This is a genomic window from Coriobacteriia bacterium (assembly GCA_013334745.1).
Classification (GTDB): domain Bacteria; phylum Actinomycetota; class Coriobacteriia; order Anaerosomatales; family JAAXUF01; genus JAAXWY01.
On sequence record JAAXWY010000003.1, the window covers coordinates 24,539 to 37,393 of the forward strand.

General features: G+C 64.8%; 12 protein-coding genes. All 12 read left to right on the top strand.

The window, feature by feature from the left end; genetic code table 11:
* Nucleotides 1-21 precede the first annotated feature (21 nt).
* The 12 genes from atpF (at nt 22) to HGB10_01880 (ending at nt 12,804) form a co-directional block, all read left to right on the top strand.
* Complete coding sequence (gene atpF, locus HGB10_01825; protein ID NTU70553.1) at nt 22-522, top strand: F0F1 ATP synthase subunit B; 501 nt, start codon at nt 22-24, stop codon at nt 520-522.
* Nucleotides 512-1,084, top strand: coding sequence for an ATP synthase F1 subunit delta (gene atpH, locus HGB10_01830; protein NTU70554.1), 573 nt, complete (start codon nt 512-514; stop codon nt 1,082-1,084). Before atpF ends, atpH begins: the two co-directional genes overlap by 11 nt.
* Nucleotides 1,085-2,695: a F0F1 ATP synthase subunit alpha gene (locus HGB10_01835; GenBank protein ID NTU70555.1), complete on the top strand. Its 1,611-nt coding sequence runs from the start codon at nt 1,085-1,087 to the stop codon at nt 2,693-2,695.
* 9 nt (nt 2,696-2,704) lie between these two features.
* The gene (gene atpG / locus HGB10_01840) at nt 2,705-3,601 is read left to right on the top strand and encodes an ATP synthase F1 subunit gamma (protein NTU70556.1); all 897 of its coding nucleotides are present in this window, start codon (nt 2,705-2,707) and stop codon (nt 3,599-3,601) included.
* Nucleotides 3,602-5,029, top strand: coding sequence for a F0F1 ATP synthase subunit beta (gene atpD, locus HGB10_01845; GenBank protein NTU70557.1), 1,428 nt, complete (start codon nt 3,602-3,604; stop codon nt 5,027-5,029). It abuts the gene before it with no gap.
* A 9-nt stretch (nt 5,030-5,038) separates the two neighbouring features.
* Nucleotides 5,039-5,470 (top strand): ATP synthase F1 subunit epsilon, encoded by a 432-nt coding sequence (atpC, locus tag HGB10_01850; protein NTU70558.1) that lies wholly within the window; start codon nt 5,039-5,041, stop codon nt 5,468-5,470.
* A 134-nt stretch (nt 5,471-5,604) separates the two neighbouring features.
* On the top strand, nt 5,605-6,879 hold the full coding sequence (gene murA, locus HGB10_01855) for a UDP-N-acetylglucosamine 1-carboxyvinyltransferase (protein ID NTU70559.1): 1,275 nt from the start codon (nt 5,605-5,607) through the stop codon (nt 6,877-6,879).
* Between the two features lie 24 nt (nt 6,880-6,903).
* Nucleotides 6,904-7,326, top strand: a complete 423-nt coding sequence (gene fabZ, locus HGB10_01860; protein ID NTU70560.1) for a 3-hydroxyacyl-ACP dehydratase FabZ — start codon at nt 6,904-6,906, stop codon at nt 7,324-7,326.
* Between the two features lie 95 nt (nt 7,327-7,421).
* Nucleotides 7,422-8,717 (top strand): nucleotide sugar dehydrogenase, encoded by a 1,296-nt coding sequence (locus HGB10_01865; GenBank protein NTU70561.1) that lies wholly within the window; start codon nt 7,422-7,424, stop codon nt 8,715-8,717.
* Nucleotides 8,717-9,277 carry a hypothetical protein gene (locus HGB10_01870; protein ID NTU70562.1) on the top strand — a complete coding sequence of 187 codons (561 nt, stop codon included), beginning with the start codon at nt 8,717-8,719 and terminating at the stop codon, nt 9,275-9,277. Before HGB10_01865 ends, HGB10_01870 begins: the two co-directional genes overlap by 1 nt.
* A gap of 235 nt (nt 9,278-9,512) precedes the next feature.
* Nucleotides 9,513-11,018, top strand: coding sequence for an LCP family protein (locus HGB10_01875; protein ID NTU70563.1), 1,506 nt, complete (start codon nt 9,513-9,515; stop codon nt 11,016-11,018).
* Between the two features lie 79 nt (nt 11,019-11,097).
* Nucleotides 11,098-12,804, top strand: coding sequence for a L,D-transpeptidase family protein (locus HGB10_01880; protein ID NTU70564.1), 1,707 nt, complete (start codon nt 11,098-11,100; stop codon nt 12,802-12,804).
* Nucleotides 12,805-12,855: the final 51 nt, after the last annotated feature.

Consider the following 12,855-nt stretch of genomic DNA (forward strand, 5'->3'; position numbering starts at 1 on the left):
TCGTGCACTGGAGGTAGTGCCGTGAAAGCGATCATCCCGAACCTAGCGGAGCTCATCCCCGCGCTTATATCGTTCGCGATCGTGTTCTTCGTGCTGGCCAAGTTCGCCTGGCCGGCGATCTCGCAGATGCTCGATCAGCGCGCGGATAACATCCGCGAGTCGCTGGAGCGCGCCGAGAACGCCAAGGTCGAGGCGGAGCGGTTGCTCGAGGAGTACAAGCAGACGATGGCCGAGGCTCGCAAGGAGGCCGGCACGATTCTGCAGCAGGCCAAGCAGGCTGCCGAGTCGACTCGTTCCGAGGCGTACGCCAAGGCTCAGAGCGAGTACGACGAGATGCTCGCGAAGGCCCGTGAGGCCATCGAGGGCGAGAAGCGTGCCGCCATCGCCGAGCTTCAGCGCTCGGTCGCGGATCTCTCCGTGGCCGTGGCCGGCAAGCTCATCGGTGCCGAGCTCTCAAAGGAAGACCACATCAAGGTCATCGAGAAGTACGTAGGCGAGGCGGGCAGCCTTAATGCGAACTAGCAGGGCACTCGCGAAGCAGATCGTTGTCACCTACGCCAGCGTGCTCTTCGACGCTGCGGTAGCCGACAACGCCGTCGACGAGGTGTTCTCTCAGATGGAAGCGGTGCAGCGGGTGGTTCGCAGCAGCGCTCCGCTGCGTGACTCCTTGCGCGACGATGCGGCCTCCACCGGCGCCTCGCGCGCCAAGGCCGCGACCGAGGTGTTCGCTGGTCTCAACCCGGCGCTCGTGAGCACGCTTGCTGTGCTCGCCGAGCGCGGCAACTTCGACCTGCTCTCGGGCGTGGTCGAGGAGTACGGCCGCGTTGCCGAGGAGAGGCGTGGCGTCATCGCCGTCAATGTCACGACGGCCGTTGAACTCACCGAGTCACTCCGTGAGTCCATCACAAAGAAGCTTGCCGCCGATATGGGCAAGGATGTCGTCCTTCGCGAGAAGGTCGATCCGTCCATCATCGGGGGCATCGTCTTCAGCACACACGGGCAGCGTATCGACGCGAGCATCGCGTCACAGCTCGAGAATGCCCGTGGGGTGCTCTCGACCGCACACTCTGGAGGTGAAGCATAAATGGCGGAGATCACCGCCAGTAACATCGATGCGGTCCTGCGGTCACAGCTGGACGCAATCAGCACGAGCGTCGAATCTCGTGAGGTCGGCACCGTTGCGCAGGTTGGCGACGGTATCGCTCGCGTCGAGGGACTTCGTGGCGCGATGGCCGGCGAACTGCTCGAGTTCGAGTGCTCAGACGGTGCCATCATCATGGGCATGGCTCTGAACCTCGACGAGCGCGAAGTCGGCGCCGTTCTTCTCGGCGACTACATCAAGGTCAAGGAGAACGACTCGGTCAAGACGACCGGCAAGATCGTGCAGATCCCTGCGGGCGAGGCTTTCCTCGGCCGTATCGTGGGTCCGCTCGGCAATCCGCTCGATGGTAAGGGTCCGATCAAGGCCGACGGTTTCCGCAACGTCGAGCACAAGGCTGTCGGTGTCGTCGAGCGTCAGCACGTTCACGAGCCGATGCAGACGGGCATCATGGCCGTCGACTCGATGGTTCCCATCGGTCGTGGTCAGCGTGAGCTGATCATCGGCGACCGCCAGACGGGCAAGACCGCCGTCGCCATCGACGCGATCATCAACCAGAAGGGCAAGGGCGTCATCTGCGTGTACGTGGCTATCGGCCAGAAGGCCTCCACGGTCGCAGGCGTCGTCGAGATGCTGCAGGCCCACGGCGCCATGGAGTACACGATCATCGTGTCCGCCACCGCCTCGGACTCCGCACCTCTTCAGTACCTCGCTCCGATGTCCGGTGCCGCTATCGCCGAGTACTTCATGTACACGGGTGCCGATGGCAAGCCGGCCAACAAGGACAACCCGGGTCGCGCGACCCTGTGCGTCTACGACGACCTCTCCAAGCAGGCCGTCGCCTACCGCCAGATGTCGCTGACGCTTCGTCGTCCTCCCGGACGTGAGGCTTACCCGGGTGACGTCTTCTACCTGCACAGCCGCCTGCTCGAGCGCGCTGTCAAGATGAACGACGAGCTCGGCGCCGGGTCCATGACCGCTCTGCCGGTCATCGAGACGCAGGCCGGTGACGTGTCGGCCTACATCCCGACCAACGTCATCTCCATCACCGACGGCCAGATCTTCTTGCAGAGCGACCTGTTCTTCAAGGGCGTTCGCCCCGCCATCAACGTCGGCATCTCGGTGTCGCGAGTCGGCGGAGACGCGCAGATCAAGGCCATGAAGCAGGTCGCCGGTACCCTCCGTCTCGACCTCGCGTCCTTCCGCTCGCTGGAAGCGTTCGCGCAGTTCGGCTCGGATCTGGACAAAGCCACGCAGGCGCAGCTCAACCGTGGTGCTCGCATGGTCGAGCTCCTCAAGCAGGGCCGCCTCGTTCCGATGCCCGTCCAGAACCAGGTGCTCGCGGTCTTCGCGGGAACCAAGGGCTTCCTCGACGACATCGAAGTCGCCGACGTCCAGCCGTTCCGTGACGGATTCATCGAGTACGCCAACGGCTCCTACGCCGCGGTCGTCAACTCCATCGTCGATGAAGGCAAGATCACCGACGAGACCGAGGCCAAGCTCAAGGAGATGCTCGCCGAGTACAAGGGCATCTTCATGGCTGACCGCGAAGACACCTCCGCGGTTGTCTCGAAGTCTTCGGACTCGGGCGAGTAGGGGTAGCTGATGGCGACTCTGCGCGACATCAAGAACCGCATCGGCAGCGTCCAATCGACGCGGCAGATCACGCGCACCATGGAAATGGTCGCTACTGCCAAGCTGAAGAAGGCGCAGAACCGCATCGAGAACGCGCGGCCGTACGCTCTGGCGATGGCCGAGGTGCTCGGCAACGTCGTCCGCTACGTCGGCGACATCAAGCACCCGCTGCTCGAGGTCCGCGATGAGCGTCGCCGCGTCTGCATCATCTCGATCGTCTCCGACAGGGGTTTCGCCGGAGCGTTCAACAGCAACATCATCCGCATGACCGAGACTACGCTGGCCGACTTTGCCGAGCAGGGCATCGAGGTCGAGTTCATCACCGCAGGCAAGAAGCTCCTGAGCTACTTCCGCTATCGCGGTGTCGAGCCCGCCGTTTCGCTGGTTGGCAGTTCCGACAAGCCCACCTATGCGGACGCGCGCTCGGTCGCGGCGCACGTCATGCGCGAGTACGAAGCCGGCGCCATCGATGCCGTCTACGTGCTCTTCAACCGCTTCAAGAACGTCGCCGACCAGGTTCCCGAGACGCACCAGCTTCTCCCCATCGAGCGCACGATGCTCGAGCAGGCCGAGGCCGATGTCGAGGCGAGTGGTCGCAACCTCGAGTACCTCTTCGAGCCTTCGAGCTCCGAGGTGCTCTCCAACCTGCTTCCGACCTACGTCGAGGCGCTGATCTACCGCTCCATGCTCGAGTCGGCCGCGGCCGAGCAGGGTGCGCGCCGTACGGCAATGAAGTCCGCGACTGACAACGCCTCCGACATGATCACGACCCTGACCCGCAGCTACAACCGTGCGCGTCAGGACGCGATTTCCACCGAGATCGCTGAGATCGTCGGTGGCGCAGCAGCGCAGGAGGACCAGGGTTAGATGGCAGCTACAGAGAAGGATTCCGCTATGAACGTTGGACGCATCATCCGCGTCGTGGGCCCGGTCATCGACGTCGAGTTTCCGGCGGACAGCATGCCCGCGATCTACAACGCGCTGACGATCGACGGCACGACGGAGATGGGCGAGATCCATCTCCTGCTCGAGGCCGAGCAGCACCTCGAAGGCGGCGTGGTCCGCGCGGTCGCCATGGACTCCACCGACGGCGTCACGCGTGGCATGGAGGTCGTCGACACCGGCGCTCCCATGCAGATGCCCGTCGGCCCTGAGACCCTGGGCCACATCTGGTCGGTGACCGGCAAGTGCATCGACGGCGAGACTGTCGAGGTCAAGCAGACCTATCCGATCCACCGCAAGGCGCCGGCCTACGAGGAGCTCGAGTCCAAGACCGAGATCTTCGAGACCGGCATCAAGGTCGTCGACCTGCTCGAGCCCTACATCAAGGGTGGTAAGACCGGCCTCTTCGGCGGCGCAGGCGTCGGCAAGACCGTCATCATCATGGAGCTCATCAACAACCTCGCTATGGCGCACGGTGGTACCTCCGTGTTCACCGGCGTGGGGGAGCGCACCCGTGAGGGCACCGACCTCTGGAACGAGATGAAGGAGTCGGGCGTCATCGAGAAGACCGTTCTCGTCTACGGTCAGATGAACGAGCCTCCCGGAGCGCGTCTGCGCGTCGGTCTCGCCGGCCTGACCGCCTGCGAGTACTTCCGCGACCAGGGTCAGGACGTTCTGCTCTTCGTCGACAACATCTTCCGCTTCACCCAGGCGGGCTCTGAGGTCTCCGCACTTCTCGGCCGTATGCCGTCGGCGGCGGGCTACCAGCCCACGCTGGCCACCGAGATGGGCGACCTGCAGGAGCGCATCACGTCGACCAAGACCGGTTCGATCACGTCGGTCCAGGCCATCTACGTCCCGGCCGACGACATCACCGACCCGGCGCCTGCAACGGCGTTCACCCACCTCGACGCCACCACGGTTCTCTCGCGTGGCATCTCCGAGATGGGTATCTACCCCGCTGTCGACCCGCTCGAGTCCACCTCCCGCGCACTCGACCCGGCCGTCGTCGGTGAGGAGCACTACCGTGTGGCCCGTGAAGTCCAGCGCGTTCTACAGCGCAACAAGGACCTCCAGGACATCATCGCCATCCTCGGCATGGACGAGCTCTCCGAGGAGGACAAGCTGACCGTCTCGCGTGCCCGCAAGATGCAGCAGTTCCTCTCGCAGCCGTTCTTCGTCGCCGAGCAGTTCACCGGCATGGCCGGCAAGTACGTGAAGCTCGAGGACACCATCCGCGGCTTCGACATGATCGCTTCGGGCGAGCTCGACCACCTGCCCGAGCAGGCGTTCCGATATGTCGGCGGTATCGAGGAAGCGCTCGAGAAGGCCACCGCCCTGGCGGAGGCGTAAGGAGCAACCATGGCACGCACGCTCCTTTGCGAGATAGTCACACCCGAGAGCATCCTCTACACCAACGAGGTGCAGATGGTGGTTGCCTCCACGCCCGCGGGCGAGGTCGGTATCCTGCCGCTGCACACCCCGATCGTGACCACGCTCGCCCCCGGCGAGGTGCGGCTGCGGTTCGGTGACAGCGCTGCTGACTGGGAGTTCTTCTCGATCTCCGGCGGCTACCTGCAGGTTCACGAGGACAAGGTCATCATCCTCGCGGACGCCGCAGTCTCCGTGTCGCAGATCGACTCCTCACGGTCCAAGGAGTCCAAGGAGCTCATCGAGGCACGCCTCGCCGAGCTGCCCGAGGACGCCGCGGACGAGCGCGCCGAGATGATCCGCGACCTGAGCTGGCATGAGATTCAGCTCAAGGCCGTCGAGAAGCGAGGCGGTAAGCGCTAGTCGCACTACGAGTGCACTTCCGGGGGCGGGCTCGCGACAACGCGGGTCCGCCCCCGACGTTTGCGGTGGCCGGTTCGTCATGGTTCAGGAACGTCGGTCGAGGCAAGGGGGGTCGGTACGGTATGCTTCCACGCATGGAATCCATCATCGTCCGTGGCGGACGGCCCCTTTCCGGTGAAGTCCGGGTCGAAGGCGCTAAGAACTCCGCCCTCAAACTCATGGCCGCGTCGCTACTTGCCCCAGGCGTGTCGCGTATCACCAACGTGCCCGATATCGCAGACGTCGAGGTGATGTCGCAGGTGCTCGCCGGGTTGGGGGCGGTGGTCGAGCGCTCGGACCACTCGCTGACCGTGGACGCCACCGAGCTGACCAGCTTCGAGGCGCCGTACGAGATGGTCGCCCGCATGAGGGCATCCATCGCGGTTCTCGGCCCGCTTGTCGCGCGGCATGGTGCAGCGCGCGTCGCGATGCCCGGCGGCTGCAACATCGGCTCCCGCAAGATCGACATGCACATCAGCGGCCTTGCCGAGCTCGGCGTCGAGATCCGTATGGGACACGGCTACATCGACGCGATCGCCCCGGATGATGGCCTGCACGCGGCCAACGTCACGCTCGACTTCCCGAGTGTGGGCGCGACCGAGAATCTGCTCATGGCGGCGGTCGTCGCCAGCGGTACGACAACGATCGAGAACGCGGCCCGAGAACCCGAGATCGTCGACCTTGTGAACTTCCTCAATGGGATGGGCGCGCGCATCTCGGGCGGTGGGTCGTCCTCGCTGTCGGTCGAGGGTGTCGCGTCGCTGCACCCCGTCGAGCATCGAGTCGTGGGCGATCGCATCGAGGCCGGCACCTTCGTCGTCGCCGGGGCGCTGGTCGGCGGACCCATCACCGTGCGCGGATTCGATCCCGCGCATCTCGACCTGGTGCTCGTCAAGCTACAGGCGGCGGGGTGCGTCGTGCATCTCCACTCCGACGGCGTCACGATCGAGCGGCACCAGCCGGCCCGGGCCATCGACATCCAGACGCTGCCGTATCCGGGCTTCCCGACCGACATGCAGGCACAGTTCATGGCGCTCATGGCAATCGCCGACGGCAATAGCATCATCACCGAGAACGTCTTCGAGAACCGCTTCATGTTCGCCGATGAGATAGGCCGGATGGGTGCGGACATCCGCATCGAGAGCCATCACGCACTCGTGCGCGGCATACCGCAGCTCTCAGGCGCCCCCGTGCGCTGTACCGACCTGCGTGGAGGTGCCGCGCTCGCGATAGCGGCGCTCGTTGCGGATGGCGAGACCCGAATCGACGACGTCTACCACATCGAGCGTGGCTACGAGCGCTTCGTAGAGAAGCTTGCTGCGCTCGGCGCCGACATAGAGCGGGTGCCGTCGGAAGCCGCATGCAGCTGAACCAGCGTACGAGAGGGGACTCACATGCTCGACCGAGCCGCCATTGAGGCAATCATCCCGCACCGCCATCCATTCCTGCTCGTCGACCGCGTGCTCGAGCACGTGCCTGGTGTCAGCGCGATCGGCGAGCTCGATGTCACCGAGGACGCGTTCTGGGTGCCGGGTCACTTCCCGGAGTACGCCGTGATGCCCGGGGTGCTCATCGTCGAAGCACTCGCGCAGGTGGGTGCCGTCGCTTTGCTCGCGTTGCCCGAGAACCAGGGCAAGCTCGCGTTCTTCGCCGGCATCGACAAGGTGCGCTTCAAGCGCCAGGTCGTTCCCGGGGACACGCTTACGCTGTCGTGTGCGATCACCAAGACCCGTGGACCGATCGGTTTCGGTGAGGCGAAGGCGACGGTCGATGGGGAGGTCGTCTGCTCAGGCGAGCTCATGTTCGCGATAAAATAGCGCAAATTCGTCGGCGGCTGTGCCGATGCCTGGTAGCGGTTCACTCGTGGCACTGACTCGTCAATCAGTTCGTCTCAATCCGATTGGATTCACACATGGGACTCGTTGAACGTCTTGGAGACGGTAGCGCCGTGTTCGGTGTCGTCGGCCTTGGCTACGTCGGTCTACCCCTGGCCGTCGAGATGGCCCGGTCGGGCCACCGAGTCATCGGCTTTGAAGTCTCATCGGAGAAGTCCGCCGAGATCAACTCCGGTCGCAGCTACATCCCCGACGTCCCTGCCGAGGACGTGACACGGCTCGTCGGCGAGCACCTGCTGGAGGCGACGTGTGACTTCTCGCGTGCCGCCGAATGCGATGCCGTGGTCATCTGCGTCCCTACGCCGCTTGACGATATGAAGGAGCCGGACACCTCCCATATCGAGGCGGCCTCTGCCGCGATCGCGCCGTACCTGCGTGAGGGCATGCTGGTGACGCTTGAGTCCACGACCTACCCGGGCACGACAGAGGAGATCGTTCAGCCGATCCTCGAGACGAGTGGCCTGAAGGTCGGCAAGGGGCTGTCGCTCGCGTTCTCGCCGGAGCGCGTCGACCCCGGCAACCCCACGTATCAAACGCGCAACACGCCCAAGATTGTGGGAGGCGTGACGCCGCGCTGCACAGAGCACGCCGTGGCGTTCTACTCGCGCTTCATCGACACAGTGGTGCCGGTCTCCTCCACTCGCGCGGCCGAGATGACCAAGTTGCTGGAGAACATCTTCCGCTGCGTCAACATCGCGCTGATGAACGAGCTTCTCCAGGTCTCCGAGCGCATGGGGATCAACATCTGGGAGGTCGTCGATGCGGCAAAGACAAAGCCGTTCGGCTTCATGCCGTTCCAGCCAGGCCCCGGACTCGGCGGGCATTGCATCCCCATCGATCCGTTCTATCTCTCCTGGAAGGCCCGCGAGTTCGACATGCACACCGAGTTCATCGAGCTTGCGGGCAAGACCAACGAGGCGATGCCGTACTACGTGGTGCAGCGGCTCATGAACGCTCTCAACGATCATCACAAGTCGCTTGCCGGATCGCGAGTCCTCGTACTCGGAGTCGCGTACAAGGCAAACATCGACGACATGCGCGAGTCACCCGCGATCAAGATCGCATCCTTGCTCCGTGCGCGACAGGCCAACGTCGTCTACCACGATCCGTTCGTGGAGCGATTCGACGTCGACGGCACCTCGGTGCCGTCGGTCAGACTCTCCGCACAGGAAGTCGCTCACGCCGATGCGGTGCTCATCGTCACCGACCACACCGGAGTGGACTACGACCTCGTTGTAGAGGCCGCTCCGCTCGTTCTGGACACACGCAACGCCTTGAAGGCGTTTGCGAGCGACAAGGTGGTGCGTCTCTGATGGCGGCATACGTTCATCCCACGGCGGTCGTCGGCGAGAACTACAAGCCTGCGCCCTTCACGATCATCGATGCCGAGGTAGTGATCGGTGCACACGTGATCACGGGTTCGTTCCTGCACGTCCGCTATGCAGCCGGCATTGGGGACAACGTGCTGATCGGCGATCACGTCACGGTGCACGACGGGGCAGCCATCGGCGCCGGGTCCGTCATCGGCGATGGTGCGATCGTGGGCCGTCGGCCGGTCACCGGCTTGCGTGACTCGGCGGGTGCGTCGACGGTTGCCCCCGCGGTGCTCGGCGAGCGCTGTATCCTCGGAGCGAACGTGGTCGTGGCGTCGTCAGCTCGGCTCGGCAACGGCGTCCGCCTCGGCGACGGCTCGGTTGTCGGCGAGGACTGCGTCATCGGCGAGGGGGCCTCGGTAGGCCGCAATGTGACGATCGAGCGAAACTCGACACTCGCGGCGGGCGTGACGATCGGCTCGGGGGCGTTCATCGGGGCGGGGCTGGGTATCGACGGAGACGTCCCCGAGGCTGCCGTCGCTCTGCCGGACGCCGAGTAACCGTCGCATTGCGCTGCGGCTCGGTGTGTAACGGGTCGGTCACGGACGGTGTGCCAACAGGGTCTGGCGGGCGACAATGGGCGCCGCCTTCAAGGCGGTTGGACGGCTGATCTGAGCGTCGGATCGTTCACGGAGTTCACGAAACACGCGCGGCTGGGGTATTCTGCTCCATCGGGCACAACCCCGGATTCGTTGGAAATCGCGGCACGCACGCAGGAAGGCACGGCAGGACGGTATGGGCAAGCACTCTCAGAGAAGGACTCTTGGCAGCGGCGGGGAGCGTCCCCGGCGCGAGCGTCCCGACGCGCGGCGCGTTCCTGCCGAGCGCAGGCGCACGCCGGGCGAGTCGTCGACCGCCGACGGAATGCACGCTGACGCCGAGACATACCGCCTGTCGGACCCGAAGTCGCGTCGTCGCGGGTCGCTCGAGTCTGCACCGGCCCGTCTGCGCGTTGAGCGTGACAGGCGCCGTTCAAGAGCGAAGAAGATTGCGGTCGGCGTGTTCGCCGGCGCACTGGTGTTGCTCCTACTCGGCGCGGTCGGCGTGTTCGCCTATGCGAAGCACCTCGAACGCACGATGCAGACGACCGTCGTCAACAAGCAGCAGCTCGACACGGTACTCACCGAGGCTAAGCCCATGGAGCCGTTCAACCTGCTGATCCTGGGTGCCGACTACCGCAAGGGCGACACGGCCTATCGCACCGACTCCATGATCGTCGCGCACGTCGATCCCAAGGAGCAGAAGGTCTGGCTGCTCTCGATTCCGCGTGACACACGCGTCGAGATCCCCGGTTACGGTGGTCAGAAGATCAATGCCGCGCACGCTTACGGCGGACCCGAGGGCGCCATCAAGGCGACTGAGCGGCTCACCGGACTCAAGATCAATCACTACCTTGAGGCCAACTTCCAGGGCTTCACCAAGGCGGTCGATGCGCTTGGCGGCGTGTGGGTCAACGTCCCGGTCGCCATCAACGACACCGAAGCCGACGCCACGAAGGGCGACAAGGCATCTCATATCGACAAGGGCTACCAGCTGCTCGACGGTCCCCACGCGCTGACGTTCGTGCGTGCGCGGCACCAGTTCGCCGATCAGGACTTCGCCCGCATGCGCAACCAGCAGTTGTTCTTCAAGGCCCTCGCCGATCAGGTCGCCAAGATCGACAACATCGCCAAGCTGCCGAGCGTCGTGTCCGCCGTGGCGCCGTACATCTCCACCGACATGACGCTCGTCGACATGATCCGGCTTGCGCAGGCGCTCAAGGGCGCCGGCAGCAAGAATCTGTACGCCACTACGGTGAAGGGCACGTGGCGTTCGCCGTTCGTGTGGACCGATGAGGCGTATCTGAAGAAGGCCATCACCGCCATCAAGAATGGTGAGCCGTTCGTCAAGCCGAAGGTCAAGAAGGCCGCGACTGTCGCCAAGAAACCAGCCGACGTGACCGTGACCGTTCGCAACGGATCGGGCATCTCAGGGGTCGCGAATCAGGCGGCGAGCATCCTGAAGGCCAAGGACTTCAAGATCAAGGACGTGGGCAACGCCGGTCAGAACGTCTACAAGAAGACGCTCATCATCTACAAGACCGACAAGGCCGCCGCGACGCTCGTCTCGCAGTATCTGCCACCCGGCACGACAATCGTGCAGAGCCGAGGCATGTACTCCTACACGGGGCAGATACTCGTCGTCGTTGGCAAGGACTGGGACGTCAGCAAAGTACCTGCTGCGACAGTGATCACTCAGTAGCGTAGCGTCACTGACGAAATCGCAGGTCATTGCCTATACTAGGGCGAAGTACCTCGCTGCCGTCCGTAAGGAGCCGCCTGTGAGCCGGCGCGATTCTCGCCTCGTCTTCTTGATCGTGCTTGGTTTCGCGCTCGCGCTCTCATCGGCTCCCGCCGCGCTGGGCGCTTGGCCGGGCGGCGTGCAGCAGGTGGCAGTCCCAACCGAGCGAATCGTGGGTGCGGACGTGTTCGACTCGGCTGTGCTCGTCGGGGCGCGGCAGTATCCCGGTTGGGCCGGCGTCGAGCACGTCGTCGTCGCATCCGGCGAACCCGCCGCGCTCGCCGACGCTGCGATTGCGCAGAGCCTGTGTTGGGCCTACGACGCGCCGCTACTGCTCGTGAAGTCCACGAGTGTGCCGGCGGCCACGCGCGTGGCGCTGCAGCAGATCGCCTCGGTCAACCCCGGCCTCACCGTTCACGTCGTCGGTTCCTCCTCGACGATTCGCGCCGCCAGCCTCGCGCAGGTTCAGTCCGCGGCAAGCACGGCGACTGTCGAGCAGCCATGGAAGACAGTCACGAGATCCTCGCTCGCCGCGGCCGTAGCCGGTCGCACGCGCGAAGTGGCGGCTGCGACTTCTCGTAGCATCCCTGCGGTCGCGCTGGTCGCGAACACGGGGGACAATCCCGAGCTGGTGTGGGATGCGATAGTCGCCTCTGCGATCTCACGGCACACCGGCATACCGCTTCTCGTGACCGGTTCGCGCACAGTCCCGCTTGCGACCTCAAGCGCTCTCTCGGCCGCCGGCTTCCCGAGAGTGGTGGTCATCGGCGGGACCCGATCGATCAGCTCGGGGGCGTACGGCCAGCTTCACGCGAGCGAGCGATGGGGTGGGGCCAACCTGAGTTCGACGGCGGCCATCGTGGGCTCCAAGTCCACGTCCCTCGGTTACAGCAGCATCGCGACGGTCGGCGTGGCCGCGGTTCAGGGTCATGCGGCCGTGGGGGCCGGACTCGTCGGTTCGCAGGGTGGCGTGATGCTGTTCAGTGGTAAGGCGCGTGTCGCGCGGCCAACGTGGTCGCTGCTTGCTGCGAACTCGGGGGCGCTTTCGCAGGCTTACGTATTCGGTGGTGGTTCGATCGACGAAGCCCAGGTCCGTGAGCTGCGGGGAGACGCCGCGCGCCCGTGGCTTGCGAGCGATGCGCCGGGCCGCTACGTCGCCAAGCGCTTCAGGGTCACCGGCTGGGTGGGCGGAAATACCACGAGCATCTCGATCAAGGTCGACGGCAAGCGGGTCGCGGGCGCGACACTCGCACCGTGGCAGCGGTTCAACTTCACTGCGATCCCGATGTCGGGTTCATCGGCCAGAGTCGAGGTCGTCGCCGAGAATCCCGACGGGCGAGACACGGCATCGGGACGCACGGTCAAGCGTCTCCGATACCCAGCGGCTACGTGCATCGTGATCGATAAGTCGGACTTCAAGTTGTACTGGGTCAAGGACAACCGGCTCGTGAAGGCGTATCCGATCGCCATCGGGCGGGCTGGCATGGAGACCCCTGCCCCGGCCACCTGGAAGATCCTCGCGAAGTACCACACGAGCCCGGGAAGCGTGTACGGGCCGCGCAAGATGCGGCTGTTTCGTCAGCGCGGCGGGCACTACTCGTTCACCGCTTACGGAATCCACGGAACGAACCAAGAGTGGGTGATCGGAACCAAGGCGAGCCACGGCTGCATTCGCATGTACAACCGCGACGTGCTCAAGCTGTTCCCGCAGGTGCCGATGGGCACGCTCGTCTTCACGAGGCAGTAGGCGTCGCGCACGCCCCGCTGGGGCATAATCCAACTCAATCGCACACCCATT